This window comes from Parendozoicomonas verongulae (assembly GCF_009711465.1).
Classification (GTDB): Bacteria; Pseudomonadota; Gammaproteobacteria; order Pseudomonadales; family Endozoicomonadaceae; genus Sansalvadorimonas; species Sansalvadorimonas verongulae.
On the sequence record NZ_SMME01000828.1, the window covers coordinates 13,189 to 30,394 of the forward strand.

Consider the following 17,206-nt stretch of genomic DNA (forward strand, 5'->3'; position numbering starts at 1 on the left):
ACAAATAACAGCTTTGTTTTTTCAAAATAGAAAGGGAACCACGCCCGGTGTATTACACCGGACGAACAAACAGGTAACCTTTGGAACGCACGGTTTTAATCATGCGAGGGTGCATGGGATCGTCACCGATCTTCGGACGGATACGGGACACCCGTACGTCGATGGAACGATCCTGGCCGTCGTACTCGATTCCACGGAGCTTCTCGAAAATTTCTTCACGGCTCAGGACACGGCCCGCATTGGACGACAACAGCCACAGCAGATCAAACTCTGCACTGGTGAGTTCAATGTTGGTGTCTTTCAGCCAGGCTTCACGCATGGCGACATCCACCACAAGGTCACCAAATTCCAAGCGACCTTTCTCACTCACTTCTTCCTGCACTGGAGCACTGCGACGCAGTAAGGCACGGATACGGGCCAGCAAGACCCGGGGACGGACAGGCTTAGCGACATAGTCGTCTGCACCCATTTCCAGACCCAGCACTTCATCCAGATCGTCGGTACGTGCCGTCAGCATAAGAATGGGGTTTTGAAAATCCGTCCTGACACGACGGCAGATGGATACACCATCTTCACCAGGCAGCATCAGGTCGAGTACTACCAGGTCAGGGTTTTCGTCAAGGATACGATCAACAGCCTTGGCACCATCATGCTCAACGCTGACGGTCAGACCATTGTTCTCAAGATACTCGCGGGTGAGGCTGGCCAGGCGTTCATCATCTTCAACGATGAGGATATGGCCGGAGTCTGTTTGTTCCACGGTGGTTGCTTCTGCTTCTGTTTGCATCATAGATGTGTAACCGGATTCTACCTTTGCCAATGATAACCGCACAGACCTCTACGTTTCCGTTGCAGTCTGTAACGGGCTTCCCTTTGACCTCCATCAACAAAAATAATTCCTGACGTTTGGCAAATTCCAGTATCCACCTGCCTTTCCAAAATAGTGCCTCTGTCAAGATCACAGACCACAAGATATAGTGTTTTGCACAATCCAGCACTTAAAAAGCATCAGACTATTAAAAACACACAACCCTATTACAAATATCTATAAGCATAAAATCGACCATTTCTACCTGGCATTTGCATTTCTTTGATCTCTCAGGGTGGGGATACTAGAGGGAAGTAAACACTCACATGACTCAATTCCTGTCTTACAGCAGTCAGTCGATGGGCTACAAACGGTACCTTGCAAAGCGGACAAGACCGCATTATCTTGTATACATAGATAAGAAAAACACAACATTTAGTGTTTCAGGGTTTTGTTCAGTACAAGACACGCGACACCAAATGAGTGCCCCGAAACGGAATAGACTCGAGGCTTCAGACAACCATTTGAGAGGCAGGGAAATCCATCTCAGGGCTTGCCCAAAGGCCCTAAGCGCTCGTCAAAAGGTTGACTCTCTAAACAGACACAGACATAAATCAGACTGCAGGTAACGCTTCAACTACCCCTGCGAAGGATTTGCTGTGTCTGTCGAGTGCCCAAGAGACTCACTTGGAACGAATGGCAGTGTTTTCTCAGGATCACAGCATCCCCAACATATAGTACCCACAATACACAGTGCACAGGTATCAGCAGGGCATGAACGAACATCTTCAGGTCACTAAGAGAAACGGACAGCAGGAAGCTATCGACCTTGAGAAAATCCACAAGGTGATCACCTGGGCTGCGGAAGGGCTGGACAATGTCTCCGTCTCCCAGGTTGAGCTGAAATCCCATATTCAGTTCTACAACGGCATCCAGACTACCGAGATCCACGAGACATTGATCAAGTCTGCCGCCGACCTGATTTCCCGAGAAGCTCCTGACTACCAATATCTCGCCGCACGTCTGGCTATCTTTCACCTGCGCAAAAAAGCTTACGGCCAGTTTGAGCCACCGGCCCTGTACGACCACATTGGCCGTCTGGTGGAAATGAAAAAATACGACGCAGCCCTGCTCACGGATTACTCCAAGAAAGAGCTGGATCAGATTGACGGTTTTATCGACCACACCCGGGATATGGATTTCAGTTACGCAGCAGTTAAACAGCTGGAAGGCAAGTATCTGGTGCAAAACCGAGTGACTGGCGAATACTACGAAAGCCCTCAGTTCCTCTACGCCCTGATCGGTGCCAGCCTGTTTACCAACTATCCGAAAGATACTCGACTGGACTACATTCGTCGTTTTTACGATGCAGTATCCACATTCCGTCTCTCTCTACCTACACCCATTATGTCCGGGGTGCGCACTCCTACCCGTCAGTTCAGCTCCTGTGTGCTGATTGAGTGTGATGACTCACTGGACTCCATCAACGCCACTTCCAGCGCCATTGTCAAATACGTGAGCCAGCGTGCGGGGATTGGTATTAACGCCGGTCGCCTGCGCGCTGTAGGTAGCCCCATCCGAGGTGGTGAAGCCTTCCATACCGGCTGTATTCCTTTTTATAAGCACTTCCAGACTGCTGTGAAATCCTGTTCCCAGGGTGGTGTGCGTGGCGGCGCTGCCACGCTGTTCTACCCCATCTGGCACTATGAAGTGGAGAACCTGCTTGTGCTGAAAAACAACCGGGGCGTAGAAGACAACCGTGTTCGTCATATTGACTACGGCGTACAACTCAACCGCCTGATGTATCAGCGCCTGATTGAAGGGGGCAACATTACCCTGTTCTCCCCCAGTGATGTACCCGGTATGTACGATGCGTTCTTCGAAGATCAGGACAAATTTGAAGAACTTTATAAAAAGTACGAGCAAGACGACAATGTTCGTAAGAAAACCCTGAAGGCCGTAGAATTGTTCAGCCTGTTTGCTCAGGAGCGTGCCAGCACAGGTCGCATCTATCTGCAAAACGTCGATCACTGCAATACTCACAGCCCGTTCGATGCCAGGCAGGCACCTATCCGCCAGAGTAACCTCTGTCTGGAAATCGCCCTGCCCACCAAACCTCTACAGGATTTTCACGACGAACAGGCGGAAATTGCCCTATGCACCCTTGCCGCCTTTAACCTCGGAGCACTGGATAGCCTGAATGAACTGGAAGAACTCTCCGACCTGATTGTTCGTGCTCTGGATAGTCTGCTGGATTATCAGGATTACCCTGTAGCTGCGGCCAGAAATGCTACTATGGGCCGCCGCCCACTGGGTGTAGGTGTCATTAACTACGCCTACTATCTCGCTAAGAATGGCGCCCGGTACTCCGACGGTTCCGGTAATGCCCTGACCCACAAGACCTTTGAAGCCATTCAATATCACCTGCTGAAAGCGTCCAATCAGTTGGCAAAAGAGAAAGGCGCCTGCCCCAAGTTCAATGAAACGGTTTACAGCCAGGGCATTCTGCCCATCGACACCTATAAGAAAGAACTCGATGAAGTCTGCAACACGCCACTGAAGCTGGACTGGGAAACGTTGCGGGAAGAGATCAAAACTCACGGCCTGCGAAACTCTACGTTAACCGCATTGATGCCATCAGAAACATCATCCCAGATTTCCAATGCTACCAACGGTATTGAGCCTCCGCGGGGCTTTATCAGTGTGAAGGCCAGCAAAGACGGCATTCTCAAGCAGGTTGTGCCGGAGTATGAGACTCTGCGCCACCACTACGAGCTGCTGTGGAACATTCCTGATAACTCCGGTTATCTGCAACTGGTCGCTATCATGCAGAAGTTTATCGATCAGACAGCCTCTGCCAATACCAACTATGATCCAGCTCGCTTTGAAGGCGGTAAAGTACCGGTGAAGAACATCCTGAAAGATTTGCTCACCGCCTACAAGCTGGGTGTGAAAACTCTCTACTACCACAACACCCGTGATGGCGCGAGCGACGACCAGCATGTAGAGCCGGAAGATGACGGCTGTGCAGGCGGTGCGTGCAAGATTTAATGCAAACAGGCTGCTGACTCTTGCCTGAGTAAGTGCAGAGTCAGCCCTCAAAGACTGAACAGTGATACCCAAAGCAAATATGGCTTATACCACGTTTAACCAGAACAATTTCGACGCAACCAAAGAGCCGATGTTTTTCGGTCAGCCCGTGAACGTTGCCCGTTATGATGTGCAGAAGCACGCTATCTTCGAGCAACTGATTGAAAAACAGCTGTCGTTTTTCTGGCGCCCTGAGGAAGTGGACCTGTCCACAGACCGAAGTGACTTTAACAGCCTTCCTGAGCATGAGCGCCATATTTTCCTCAGCAACCTGAAATACCAGACCCTGCTGGATTCTGTACAAGGGCGCTCCCCGAACGTTGCTCTGCTGCCTATCGTCTCTATCCCTGAGCTGGAAACCTGGATTGAAACCTGGTCGTTCAGCGAAACTATTCACTCCCGATCCTACACTCACATTATGCGGAACGTGGTAGCCGAGCCGGGTGAGATTTTCGACGACATTATTAATAATGATGCTATCGTCTCCCGGGCTACCGCCATTACCCGTTACTACGATAACCTGATTGAAGGCGTTCAACTACTCAACATACTGGGTGAAGGTGAGCACACAATCAACGGTAAGACGACAACTGTCTCCAAGCGTGAACTGAAGAAAAAACTCTATCTGACACTGGTGTCCGTCAACGTACTGGAGGCTATCCGCTTCTACGTCAGCTTCGCCTGCAGCTTTGCATTCGCAGAGCGTGCCACTATGGAAGGCAATGCCAAAATCATCAAACTGATCGCCCGTGACGAAGCGCTGCACCTCACTGGCACACAACACATTCTGCAACTGATGGCCAGCGGCCGTGATGATCCGGAAATGGCTGAGATTGCTGTTGAACTGAAAGATGAAGCGCGCCAGATTTTCCTTGATGCCGCTGCGCAGGAAAAGGAGTGGGCTGCTTATCTGTTCCGTGACGGCTCCATGATAGGTTTGAACAAAGATATCCTTGGCCAATACGTGGAATACATCACTGGTCAGCGCATGGCTGCAGTCGGGTTTGACTCTCCATTTGCTGTGAAACAAAACCCACTGCCCTGGATGAATAGCTGGTTGAACAGCGATCATGTACAGGTTGCTCCCCAAGAGGTAGAAGTCAGCTCCTATCTTGTCGGCCAGATCGACAGTGATGTGGACAGCGATGATTTCGACGGCTTTTCCCTTTAACAGCCTACGACTGAGGTGACACAACTCCATGGCCAATATCGTTAAAATCCAGGATGCCTACAGCTTTCTGCCCCGCCCCGGAGAAACGCTTCTGGAAGCCCTGGAAGGGCAAGATATTGCTATGGAGTATCAGTGCCGCCAAGGATATTGTGGCAGCTGTCAGGTCAAACTGGTGGATGGTACGGTGGAATACTCGGAAGAGCCTTTGGCCTTCGTGCAGGAAGGGCATATCCTGCCCTGCTGCTGCAAGGCCAAGTCCGATATCACTCTGGAACTGCCTCAACCTATTGAGGCCCTTCAACGGAACGCCAGTGCCTGAGTGTACAATGCGTAAACGAACGGTTAACTGTAAAGTTAGGGGAATGCCCTTGACCCTCTAACAGCTGGCCGTATAATGCCGCGCAATTTATCTGGAGAATCACCCACTCCGGAGCTATGGAATTCTGATCGGTTTGACGGACTATTTATGAAAGCAGAGTTTGCCAATATAGCCGCTGCTCGCCGCTGCAAGCCGACTCCCTATTCTCTTTTAAAGCCCCTTATTCAGGGGCTTTTTTTTGATATTCAAAACCTTTCTCTTGTAAAACATTCTGTACAACAACAGGCCCACAAAGCCATTAACAGGCAGGTAAGCTCGATATGACCAATCCGCTCTATCAGAAGCACATAGTTTCCATTACCGACCTCACCCGGGAAGAACTGGAACTGATCGTGTCCACCGCACAGAGTCTGAAAACAACCCCCCGCCCTGACCTTCTGCAAGGCAAAGTGGTTGCCAGCTGCTTCTTTGAAGCCTCCACCCGTACCCGTCTCTCCTTTGAAACTGCGGTTCAGAGACTGGGGGGCACATTCATCGGCTTCGCAGACGGTGGTAACACCTCTCTGGCAAAGAAGGGCGAAACCCTGGCTGACTCAGTACAAGTCATCTCCTCCTATACTGATGCCCTGGTCATGCGACACCCACAGGAAGGCGCTGCTCGCCTGGCCTCCGAATTCTCTACCGTACCGGTTATCAACGGTGGCGACGGCTCTAACCAGCATCCTACCCAAACCCTGCTGGACCTGTTCAGTATCTATGAATCCCAAGGTACTCTGGATGGACTGAAAGTCGCCTTCTGCGGCGACCTGAAATACGGCCGTACCGTACACTCTCTGGCTCAGGCCCTGTGCCGGTTTGGTGCAGAGTTTACCTTCCTGGCTCCGGACGAACTGTACATGCCGGATTTCATGCTGGATGATTTCAAAGAAACCGGCATCACGTTCAAACGCGCCTGCAACTTCAACGAAGTGGCCCATGATGCGGACATCATTTACATGACCCGCGTACAGAAGGAGCGTTTCGACGAAACCGAATACAAGCACATTGCTTCCCGCTACATCCTGACTGCAGAGCACCTGAAAGAAGCCAGGCCCAACATGCGGATTCTGCACCCACTGCCCCGGGTGGATGAAATCACTATTGATGTGGATCACACCCCTCACGCCTACTACTTCCAGCAGGCAGAAAATGGTGTGTACGCCCGCGAAGCCCTGCTTGCTCTGGTTCTAAACGAAACAATTTAAGGTTAAGGAGAGTTTCCATGGTCGAGAAGAAAAAACTTCAGGTCGAAGCAATCAACACCGGTACTGTAATTGACCACATTCCTGCCGGTCAGGGTGTAAAAATCCTCAGCCAGTTGCAGCTGCTGGGCTCAGATCTGCGCATCACCGTCGGGTTCAACCTTCCCAGCCAGGAGCTAGGGCTAAAAGATATCATCAAGGTCGAAAACCGTCTGTTCAACGAAACTGAAGCCAGCGAACTGGGCCTGTTCGCACCGCAGGCAACAATCAACGTGATCGAAGATTACACAGTGCGCGGAAAGTTCAAGATGAGCGTGCCTGAGAAGCTGGAAGGCATATTTGAGTGCCCAAATTCCAACTGTGTTACTCACAACGAGCCTGTACAGAGCTCTTTCACCCTGAAAGAGCGTAATAGCGATATCCAGATGAAGTGCAAATACTGTGAAAAGAGCTTCAGTAAAGACATCGTGGTAGGTCTGTAAGATCAGCCAATCAGGAAGCCTGCCCCCACCTCCGGACAGGCTTGCTTACCAAGTTGTCAGGAATACTGACAAAAATCGCCACAAACCCTCATCTGTCCGGAACTCATTCCATAACCCTGCACTCCAAATCTCCGTACGCTACTGTGGCTATAGTTCAGAGTGAGTACAAGCAAAAATCATCACAAGATGAAAAGCAGGAGAGCATTATGAGCAGTATTAGCCCTACAGCCATGCCTCCAGTCAGGTATGACATCAATACAGCCATGGCCAACTTCGAAGAGGAAAAAACCTTCTTTGGACCTATGTTAGTGGTTGTCACCCCATACACTCGCCGCCGTCTCAGGCATCTTCGCAGCCGCAGGGAAAGAGAACGTGCAGCATCAAGCCTTGGGCGAGTGATTCGCCGCTTCCGTACAGGCCGAAGCATGCTGCGTAAACGCAGACAGGTGAGCTATTACCAAAGCAACAATTATGGTGGAGTACTCGACGAACTGTAACAAGTGTCGACAACCGCTCCACAGCAGTCGATAATGGCCTCATTAACACTTCTAGATTTCTGATTTTCGTGTGCAGGTCTGCACAGAATGCCCTTCTGCAACCCTGATCACGCATACTCAGAAACCAGCCTGAATCTGGCAGTCTGTCACTGCTTCATCACGGCTGTTTGACTACGAGAAGGAAACAACCGGGTTTGAGTGGTTTTCTAAATATATTCAGCCGATCCAAAAAGAACGGCGACCGGGCTGGGCAGCGTAAAAGCAGCGACAGCTCATCAAAAGGTAACAGTACTCCAGCTGGCTCTCCCAAAAGAACCCAGCATGGTAAACCTCACCACAAGAGCCACGTTACCAAAGGTACGGCTCCCGGCAAAAGAGGTCGCCACCCTCATCAGAGCCGTCGCCAACGTGCACCCAAATCAGAAAGCTCCTGGGATGTCGGCCAGTTTGAAGTGCCTGAAGAAGCTGGGAAATCCCGCTTCCATGACTTCAACCTCCCTGCTCCATTGATGCATGCCATTGCCGATCAAGGTTTTAAATACTGCACGCCTATTCAAGCAGAAGTTCTTGGGGCAACCCTGCAGGGCCGGGATGCCATCGGCAAAGCACAGACAGGTACGGGCAAAACCGCCGCTTTCCTGATTGCCACTATCAAGCAACTCCTGGAAATCCCTGCTCCTGACGAACGTTTCCTCGGTGAGCCCCGTGCCCTGATTATCGCACCAACCCGCGAGCTGGCGATGCAAATCCATAAAGATGCGGAAGCTCTTACCAAGTACACCAACCTGCATACGGTCATGGTTGTTGGTGGCATGGATTATGAGAAGCAGCGCCAGCAGATACAGCACAACTATGTGGATATTCTGGTAGCCACCCCTGGTCGTCTGCTGGATTACTGCGAGCGTCGGGATCTGCATCTGGACCTTGTGGAAACCATGGTGATCGACGAAGCAGACCGCATGCTGGATATGGGCTTTATCCCTCAGGTACGCCGTATTATTCGTTCAACACCCCGCCCAGGTGACCGCCAGACCCTGCTGTTCTCTGCCACCTTCAGCGAAGATGTTTTACGCCTTGGTGAACAATGGACATGGCATCCGCTCAAGGTAGAAATCGAACCTGACAGCGTGGCTACCGACACGGTGGACCAGAAGGTCTGGATTGTCAGCACCGAAGAGAAATACAAGGTTCTCTACAACCTCATTACCCGCAATGAACTGGAGCGGGTGATTGTATTCACCAACCGCCGAGATCAGACCCGCCGCCTGACTGAGAAGCTGCGCAAGGACAAACTTCGTGCCGATATGCTCTCCGGTGATGTGCCTCAGAAGAAGCGGGTAAGGACGCTGGAAGATTTCCGCTCTGGCCGCTTACGGGTTCTGGTGGCGACGGATGTTGCAGGTCGTGGCATTCATATTGATGGCATTTCACACGTTGTAAATTACAACCTGCCAGAAGATCCGGAAGATTACGTTCATCGCATTGGTCGAACTGGCCGTGCTGGCACTACGGGCACATCCATTAGCTTTGCCTGTGAAGATGAATCCTTCCTGATCCCAACCCTGGAAGAACTGTTGGGCGGAAGGTTAAGCTGCACTCAGCCTCCTGAAGAACTGCTGTAAATTAGCTCCTTTGAGTTGAAGAACCCGACCCAGAAGCCGGGTTCTTTATAATCAGCTCAGAGGAAGTGGCACTGCCACTCTCTCTGCAAATTTTTACTCAACCGCAGCCTTTGCTGTTGACTCAATAGCTGTATTCTCCGCTGTCTTTACACCAAAACCATCCGTGAACCACCAGCTCAAGGGACGACGTTTGCAGTCTGGTCCAAGAAAGTCTTTAAGATTTCCATTTCTGAAATCCATTAAGTCACGACACATTGGACATCTAGGTACTGACACTTTACTCGAGGATTCTGTTGCCCTGAGCAAATAATTACGAGCGCTGATTTCATTCCAGTGTACCCTCCCACAATCCGGACATTGCAACTGCTTGACTGGCTCATACCTGAAGAAGCAGTCTGTACAGATTTTGTGACAACCCAGGTTCACGATGGATTCGGGCTTATGTCGAGAACAGTGGGGCAAATTACACAGAGGGTAGCGACACGGGGCATCCTCTCCACAAGCCGTGCACACCTCATCACTCGACTCATTGTGATCTTCCAGAATCTGGCGTGCGGGAATAGGCTTCGCCTTCTTGACAGCAACGTCTCCATTTCCCCACCACTTATGGTGCATGGAAACTACCATGCGATTCACCATCACCTGCCCGACGATACTGGTAACTCCCAGGAAAAAGCGGCTGACCAGCTCCGGTACCCTCACTTGAAAGTAGCTGCCGCTATACCAGATTTGAGGCTCCTGATGTAGCAAAATAGCCTTGTTCCGCTCAGCGAATGAAGCAAAACGTGTATAAAGGGTCATTGGCAATTGCCAGGCATAAAATGCCGGATCTCCAAGAATGAGGTAATTTTCCCAGCACAGGGCCTTGCTATTAAAATTACAACCACTGAGAGGGAACACCCGTCCGGTTGCATAATTCCTGTCCTCCCAAACCTGGGGAAGAATAACCGGTATTCGTGGCGTGTAATTCAAACCGCTATCTGTCGCTTCCAGATAACCAGACAGACAACGCCCTTCTTCACCATTTTGTAATCTTGGGAACTCTCGACGGCAACTCAGCATCTGCCCAGCCAGCTCCAGCGCATCCTGGGACAAAATACTCGCATAGAGTTTGATATCCTCCCGGGGCACTTTCTGCCTCAACGCCTCAAACAGCCAGGGCACTGGCTGATACAGGTTATCTAAAGGAGATGTTATCACCTGCTCGCCCTGCCGCCCGCTCTTATCAATAAAGCGCAGCTCCAGGGCTCCTTCATGGGTACCCCCCAACTGAATCCGACTGATGGCACTGGCCTCCATCTCCCGGTGCAGATGCCCCCAGGGGTTTGCATGGGGATACTGGCGACTCAGGCTTGGGATATTGGATATACGAGGTACACGATCCAATTGGATAGCTACCGGATCCATAAACTGCTTAGGGAAAACCGCCTGAACAAAGAACTTGAACGACAGCTCTGCATCATTCACCGCAATTGGCATGACTCCCCGTACCCAACGGCCAGATGTCGCCTGACGGTACTCATTCAGATAAGTAACAAGAGGAGTAATAACCTCTAAGGCAGAACGATAGGTCGTGTACAACAACCACAGCTGCGAAGAAGCTGACAGCAGGTAACGGGCATAATCTGGCACCCCCCCCAGAACATGCCGAAACAACAGTTCCTGAGTGAGGAGGCTGCCCTCTCTCCAAAAGCCACCGATTATCAGATTTGCCATCCGTAACGACAGGTTTTCAGGCAGGTCGACCCCCTCAAACAGAAATATTTTTTGCCCCGACACAATATATGTGCCCACATCATTCACTGCATACCAAGCCCCCCGGCGCTCTTTTTTTGCAGAATACGTCTCCGGAAATGTTCCATGCACATCACCCTCATAAAGCGCCCATGTCTGCAGCGTTGCCGAGCATAGCCCTAGAACCAACAATACTAACCATATCTGGTGTTTAGCCAAAGATAACTCCCATCGACAGCCTCTTCCGAGAGGGCTGCTTCTTATAGATTGTTTCTGCCTCAGTTTTTGATTTGCCGGAACCACCGTGCACAACTAGGATGACCGACCGGCACATAGAGTAGTCTGTCTGGAAGAATTGGCACTTATGATGAGCGCTTCGGGCAGAATACTGCCTCAAATACATCACAGCTGTTACGCACGCTGGTATCACATCACGGGATACCTCTGGCAGGTCAGTCTCTATCTGCTAACTTTCTGGTGTACGCTTTTATCGCCCCTGTCTGCCGCAGACACCATAACTATCAAAACACTTCCAAAGGGGCTGCGTAATACTCTGCCGCTGGATGTACATTCCGTGATTTTGCATCACGGCAGCCACCTCAGTCGTTCGCTGTTTCAACTGAAGAACAGTGAGCTGAGTTCAGGTCAGAAAAACGATCCAAACAACCACTGGCTGCTTATGGCGCAGGATTGCCTCGCCCGACTCGCGGGAGCTGAGGGCTACAGCCTGCTTACTCAACTTCAATACACCCAATGGCTGATTGTCTCGCCGGTAGATTTATCAGACAGTACTCCGGGCTTTATTCTTAGCGGCTTCAGCGCAGCCTATGCGCCGACATTACGAGTCAACTGCCATAACAATTCACAACCCACTGCACACATCTGGTCTGGAGAATTTACACCTGTTCCGAGTTTTCTCCCTCACTGGTTTGTGGTCGCCACACCCAAAGCTGCACAGCGTTCACGTTTTTCGCCGATCTCACTACTTACCCTGATACCCGGAGTCTTTCCTCAAATTCGCAACCATGTCGCTGAAAGACGACACAAACAGCTGAATAAAATCCGCCTCTATGAACCTGAAATTCAAAAACAGTTTGCGATTTTCAGGGATAAACTGGCCAACCCGCACCATATTAACGGCAATGCAAAAACCAAAAAGGGCGTTCTGGCAGAACATCTCGAAGTGGCCAACATCAATGCTAAAGCTATTGCCAGAGGGCTTAAGCCCCCTGCGAAAAAGGAAAAAAGTGCCACCCACCCGGTGGATTTGTATATTGATGACACACAGATTCAGGCAAAGTGTTACGACTCAGCCAGCAAGACCCTGAGGGCAGTGAAAGAACATGCCGCAAAGTATAAAGACACCCCATCCTTCCTCCATGGGGTCTACATGATCCCCAAAGATCAATACCTGACTGTCGTAAAAGCCCTCACATCAACAGCCCCACTCAGTCGCAGCGAAAGGCATCTGAAAACCATAACCGAAGAGTTATTGAAACGGGGGGAACGCAGCCTCTCGCTCAACCAGTTTTTACGCCCTCTCTCAGTGACCGGCGAACAGGCAGAGCTGAAAAATATCAACAGTTCAGCAAGAGTTCTTGAAGCAGAAGCCAGACAACTGCATCAGGACTACCTATACAAAAATATGAATTACTTTGGCGCTTACTCCTTTGTATCAGGGCTGATCACTGGAGCAGTACTGGAAACTGCGACGCAAATAACCAAAGGTTACTTTTCCGAGGAGCCAATTTACTCCCTCGACGGGCTGGGCAGCTCTGTAGCGTGGACAGCCCTGTCTTCAGCCTCCACAGGCACTATGACATTTTATCTAACAGCCCTGATATCTCTCCCTGCTCCTATCAGTGGAGCTGTGGCCAATAGCATTATGCGCACCCTTGGGCACACATGGCAGTATTACTGGAGTAGAGAGGAACAACGGGCGTTAAGTCCGAAGCTGGTGAATATTATTGGGCAGGAACTTGCCGGTGGTATAGGAGCCACGTTTATGCAGGGCTACCTGACCCATGAAATTGCAGGTGCCTACGGGGGGATTCTACTATGGCACCTGATCCATCCCAGCCATTAGCTCAACCCAACCGCCAGACGTTTTCCCTGAATCTTCTGACACAGGTCAACATCAGCAAATACTGGTAGTAACCGAAGCCGTACAGGTACTATCTGCCTATGTAGTCTGGTGGTATGCTTGCCGCTTTTCCCCACCAAGATTTCAGTACGTTATGGATACCGCTGGATTTAATAAAGAGCTGCTGTCTTTCCTGCAGGCTTCTCCTACCGCTTACCACGCCACTTCTGAAATGGCCCGTCGTTTGACTGACGCAGGCTTTGTCGCTCTTGATGAGCGCGACAGCTGGAACCTCGAAGCTGGCAAGAAATATTTTGTAACCCGTCAGGACGCTTCCATCATTGCCTTTACTACCGGCAACGGCGAATTCGCCAGGCACGGTTTCCGTATGGCGGGTGGTCACACCGACAGCCCTGCTCTGAAGGTAAAGCCAAATCCGGAAATGACGGGCAAAGGTTACTTCCAACTGGGCGTTGAAGTATACGGTGGCCCACTGTTCAGTACCTGGTTCGACCGTGATCTGTCTCTAGCTGGTCGTGTGACCTTCAAAGATGAGAGCGGTGTACTGCGTAACGCTCTGGTGAACTTCGAGAAGGCCATCGCCATCGTTCCCAGCCTGGCAATTCACCTGAACCGTGAAGCCAACACTGGTCGCAACATTAACCCACAGAAAGAATTCCCTCCCGTACTCGGCCGCCTGAGCAAGGACGAGAAAGCTGACTTCCGTCAGATCCTGATCGAAGAGCTGGCCAAGAATGGTGACAAGGCTGCCAGCGTTCTGGATTTCGAACTGTTCTTCTACGACACCCAGGCACCTGCCATCATCGGCCTGAATGACGAATTCATCGCCTCTGCCCGTCTGGACAACCTGCTCAGCTGCTTCACCAGCATGCAGGCCATGATTGACGCTGGCGACAGTGAATATCCAACTCTGCTGGTTTGCAACGACCACGAAGAAGTGGGCAGCAACAGTGCAACCGGCGCGCAGGGGCCATTCCTGCGTCAGGTTCTGGAGCGCATCTGCGGTTCTTCTGAAGCTCTGACTCGTGCCATGCAGAACTCTGTGATGATCTCTGCAGACAATGCCCACGGCATTCACCCGAACTACGCTGACAAGCACGACGGCAACCACGGCCCAATGCTGAACGAAGGTGTGGTTATCAAGATCAACGCCAAACAGCGTTACGCCACTACCAGCGAAACCAGCTCTCTGATCCGTGATCTGTACGCCAAGGAAGATCTGCCTATTCAGGCATTCGTTGGTCGTACCGACATGGGTTGCGGCAGCACCATCGGCCCACTGACTGCCAGTGAGCTGGGTGTTCGCACTCTGGATATCGGCCTCCCTACTTTCGGCATGCACTCCATCCGTGAACTGGCTGGCACTGAAGATGCTGTAGCTCTGGCGAAGGTTCTGACCCGCTTCTTCAAGACTGAAAGTGTAATTCCTCACTAATCTCGTTCTGCGAAACCATAAAAGCTTCCTTGATTCGTACAAAAACGAATCAAGGGAGTTTTCCCTCCATGTTAATCTGTCCATCTGTATACGACACCTTCGCACTACTGACAGTGTGTTTGTGACCATCCAGAACTTGATACAAATCAACCAACAAACCACTTCGGGTTAATGCTATAGTGCAAAAAGCACTGTTCTTTCTATAGGGAAGAATCGCGCAGCCCAACAACAGGGATGTTATCGCTACCCTCTTCCCAGGCTGGCGGCAACACCGAGAAGAGAGTGACATAACTGATGCGCTTCAGCCCCAAAGCTTTCTATAACTCCATATATCAGACCAGAAAGGCACTGAGCCTTATGGCTCTGTGTTTAGTCGTCGCAACAGGAAGCCAGGCAGAGAACCTCAACCAGCCAGTTCCCGCGCTGAAACCTACACTCAATCAAGCCATTGCCAGTGTGAATGTTGTTCAGCTTCTTAAGAACAATTCCTACGAAAAACTCAGCCTAGACCAGTCTAGCTCCGAGAAAATTTATGCCAGCTATCTGGACACCCTTGATCGTAATCGCAGCTTCTTTCTGACATCCGATATTAAAGAGTTCAGCAAATACGAAGAAACGCTGGATGATGCCTTGAAAGGTGGCAACCTGCGCCCGGCTTTTGAAATTTTCAACCGCTACCGTGAACGCAGCGAAGAGCGCATTCACTATATGCAGAAGCTCATCAGTGCTGGTCTGGAAAAGCTCGACTTTAAAAAAGATGAAACTCTGGAGCTGGATCGCGAAAAAGCCCCCTGGCTAAAAAATAAAACCGAGCAGGAAGACCTCTGGCGTCGTCAGCTGAAGGACAACGTACTCTCTATGAAACTCAACGACAGAAAAATGTCTGAGATTTCCGAGTTACTCGCCAAACGTTTCAACAACCAGCTCCGCCGTCTGCACCAGACCCGCAGCGAAGACGCATTTCAGCTGTATCTGAACTCCTACACCCAGCTGTACGACCCGCACACTCAGTACTTCTCTCCTCAGCGGGCTGAGAACTTTGACATTAATATGAGTCTGTCTCTGGAGGGCATCGGTGCAGTTCTCCAGTCAGAAGATGAATACACCAAAGTGGTGAGCGTGGTTCCCGCAGGCCCGGCTGATAAAGCAGGACAGCTCAAGCCAGGTGACAGGATCACCGGCGTTGCCCAGGGCAAAGACGGAAAAATGGAAGATGTTGTGGGTATGCGTCTGGATGAGGTTGTTAAACTGATTCGTGGTGCCAAAGGCACCCTGGTTCGTCTGGAAATCATTCCCGGCAGCTCCAGCGATGGCAAAACCCGTATTTACCCTATCAATCGCGATAAGGTAAAGCTGGAAGAACAGTCTGCTCAAAAGAGCATTCTTGAAGTGGGTAAAGGAAAAGACAAAAAGCGTATTGGTGTTATCGATATTCCTGCTTTCTATATCGATTTCAAAGCCGCCCAGGCCGGCGACCCGAACTACAAGAGCACAACCCGCGATGTACGTAAGCTGATTGATGAACTGAAGAAAGACAAAATCGACGGACTGATCATAGACCTGCGTAACAATGGGGGCGGCTCTCTGCAGGAAGCTAACCAGCTAACCGGCCTGTTTATTCCTAAAGGTCCCACCGTACTGGTAAAAGACAGCCGTGGACGTACAGAAGCCCAGCAGGACCCTGACCCTAAAGAGGTCTACGACGGCCCTATGGTGGTGCTGATCAACCGCTTAAGTGCTTCTGCTTCTGAAATTTTCGCCGGCGCCATGCAGGACTACCAGCGCGCCCTGGTTATCGGTGGTCAGAGCTTTGGTAAAGGCACAGTGCAAACCATTCAGCCCCTGAACCACGGCCAACTGAAACTGACTGTTGCCAAGTTTTATCGTGTATCTGGCCAGAGCACCCAGAACCGTGGGGTGATTCCAGATATTAGCTATCCATCTCTGTTTGACCCTAAGGAGATTGGCGAAAGCTCTCTGCCGAATGCCCTGCCTTACACAGAGATCAAGCCAACACAGTACAACGCCTTCAAACCTCTGAAGTCAGCTATTTCTGAGCTGACTCAAGAGCACAAGAATCGTATTAAAGATAACCCTGACTTCCTTTACCTGAATAAGCTGCGTGAGTATCAGGAACACTTTACTGGTCGTACCCTTGTTCAGCTAAACGAGAAAAAACGTCAGCAGGAAATTACAGTCATGCGCGAAGAGCGACTTGCGATAGAAAATGCCCTGCGCAAAGCCAAAGGTGAGAAGCCCTACAAGAACCTTGATGAGCTTGAGAAGGAACAGTCTGATCGTTACAGCAACAATAACAAAGACAAGAAGCCGGAAGAGGATGCTCTACTGGTAGAAACTGGTGAGATTCTTGGAGACTGGATTCGCTTCAAAAGCCCGATGATTGCTGATAACACTGCAGGAGGCTGAACAACACCCAAGCGCCTATACACATGCCCGGAGCGTAACCGCCCGGGCATTTTTTGTACCTGCCTGCTTCCTCACCACTACTCATCTCATCCCGGTGAGGCTACATGCGAAAGCAATAGTCCGGGTACTTACATGATGAAAAGTGAGTTCTCCCGAGCTTTAAAGAACAGCGCCAGGAGTGCAGTTTGAATTTAAATAGCCACATACGAAAAAGCCCTTGCATAAAATGCAAGGGCTTTTCGAAGTATATGGCGGACCGGACGGGACTCGAACCCG

Annotated in this window: 13 protein-coding genes; 11 read left to right on the forward strand and 2 right to left on the reverse strand. The window is 50.7% G+C overall.

Annotation, left to right across the window (positions count from 1 at the left end; genetic code table 11):
* Nucleotides 1-52: 52 nt before the first annotated feature.
* A complete protein-coding gene (locus E1189_RS11215; protein ID WP_329601993.1) occupies nt 53-790 on the reverse strand; it encodes a response regulator transcription factor in 738 nt (245 codons plus the stop codon).
* A 792-nt stretch (nt 791-1,582) separates the two neighbouring features.
* Here E1189_RS11215 and nrdA point away from each other — a divergent pair.
* The 8 genes from nrdA (at nt 1,583) to rhlB (ending at nt 9,230) form a co-directional block, all read left to right on the forward strand.
* Nucleotides 1,583-3,859, forward strand: a complete 2,277-nt coding sequence (nrdA, locus tag E1189_RS11220) for a class 1a ribonucleoside-diphosphate reductase subunit alpha (protein ID WP_155160386.1) — start codon at nt 1,583-1,585, stop codon at nt 3,857-3,859.
* Between the two features lie 79 nt (nt 3,860-3,938).
* Complete coding sequence (nrdB, locus tag E1189_RS11225; protein WP_155160413.1) at nt 3,939-5,069, forward strand: class Ia ribonucleoside-diphosphate reductase subunit beta; 1,131 nt, start codon at nt 3,939-3,941, stop codon at nt 5,067-5,069.
* A gap of 28 nt (nt 5,070-5,097) precedes the next feature.
* Nucleotides 5,098-5,388 (forward strand): class I ribonucleotide reductase maintenance protein YfaE, encoded by a 291-nt coding sequence (gene yfaE, locus E1189_RS11230; RefSeq protein ID WP_155160388.1) that lies wholly within the window; start codon nt 5,098-5,100, stop codon nt 5,386-5,388.
* 147 nt (nt 5,389-5,535) lie between these two features.
* Nucleotides 5,536-5,712, forward strand: a complete 177-nt coding sequence (locus E1189_RS11235) for a hypothetical protein (protein WP_155160390.1) — start codon at nt 5,536-5,538, stop codon at nt 5,710-5,712.
* Nucleotides 5,709-6,632, forward strand: a complete 924-nt coding sequence (gene pyrB / locus E1189_RS11240; RefSeq protein ID WP_155160392.1) for an aspartate carbamoyltransferase — start codon at nt 5,709-5,711, stop codon at nt 6,630-6,632. Before E1189_RS11235 ends, pyrB begins: the two co-directional genes overlap by 4 nt.
* 17 nt (nt 6,633-6,649) lie before the next feature.
* Nucleotides 6,650-7,111 carry an aspartate carbamoyltransferase regulatory subunit gene (gene pyrI, locus E1189_RS11245; RefSeq protein WP_155160394.1) on the forward strand — a complete coding sequence of 154 codons (462 nt, stop codon included), beginning with the start codon at nt 6,650-6,652 and terminating at the stop codon, nt 7,109-7,111.
* A 206-nt stretch (nt 7,112-7,317) separates the two neighbouring features.
* Complete coding sequence (locus E1189_RS11250) at nt 7,318-7,608, forward strand: hypothetical protein (RefSeq protein WP_155160396.1); 291 nt, start codon at nt 7,318-7,320, stop codon at nt 7,606-7,608.
* 452 nt (nt 7,609-8,060) lie between these two features.
* Complete coding sequence (rhlB, locus tag E1189_RS11255; protein WP_329601994.1) at nt 8,061-9,230, forward strand: ATP-dependent RNA helicase RhlB; 1,170 nt, start codon at nt 8,061-8,063, stop codon at nt 9,228-9,230.
* Between the two features lie 93 nt (nt 9,231-9,323).
* Here the strand turns inward: rhlB and E1189_RS11260 are convergent, their stop codons facing one another.
* Nucleotides 9,324-10,946, reverse strand: a complete 1,623-nt coding sequence (locus E1189_RS11260) for a hypothetical protein (RefSeq protein WP_196221384.1) — start codon at nt 10,944-10,946, stop codon at nt 9,324-9,326.
* A 382-nt stretch (nt 10,947-11,328) separates the two neighbouring features.
* On the opposite strand from E1189_RS11260, the gene E1189_RS11265 reads away from it, so the two are divergent.
* The 3 genes from E1189_RS11265 to E1189_RS11275 all read left to right on the forward strand — a co-directional run bounded on the left by E1189_RS11265 (nt 11,329) and on the right by E1189_RS11275 (nt 16,930).
* The gene (locus E1189_RS11265; protein WP_155160402.1) at nt 11,329-13,050 is read left to right on the forward strand and encodes a hypothetical protein; all 1,722 of its coding nucleotides are present in this window, start codon (nt 11,329-11,331) and stop codon (nt 13,048-13,050) included.
* 151 nt (nt 13,051-13,201) lie between these two features.
* The gene (locus tag E1189_RS11270) at nt 13,202-14,503 is read left to right on the forward strand and encodes a M18 family aminopeptidase (protein ID WP_155160405.1); all 1,302 of its coding nucleotides are present in this window, start codon (nt 13,202-13,204) and stop codon (nt 14,501-14,503) included.
* Nucleotides 14,504-14,860: 357 nt separating this feature from the next.
* Nucleotides 14,861-16,930 carry a carboxy terminal-processing peptidase gene (locus tag E1189_RS11275; protein ID WP_155160407.1) on the forward strand — a complete coding sequence of 690 codons (2,070 nt, stop codon included), beginning with the start codon at nt 14,861-14,863 and terminating at the stop codon, nt 16,928-16,930.
* The last annotated feature ends 276 nt before the right edge of the window (nt 16,931-17,206 follow it).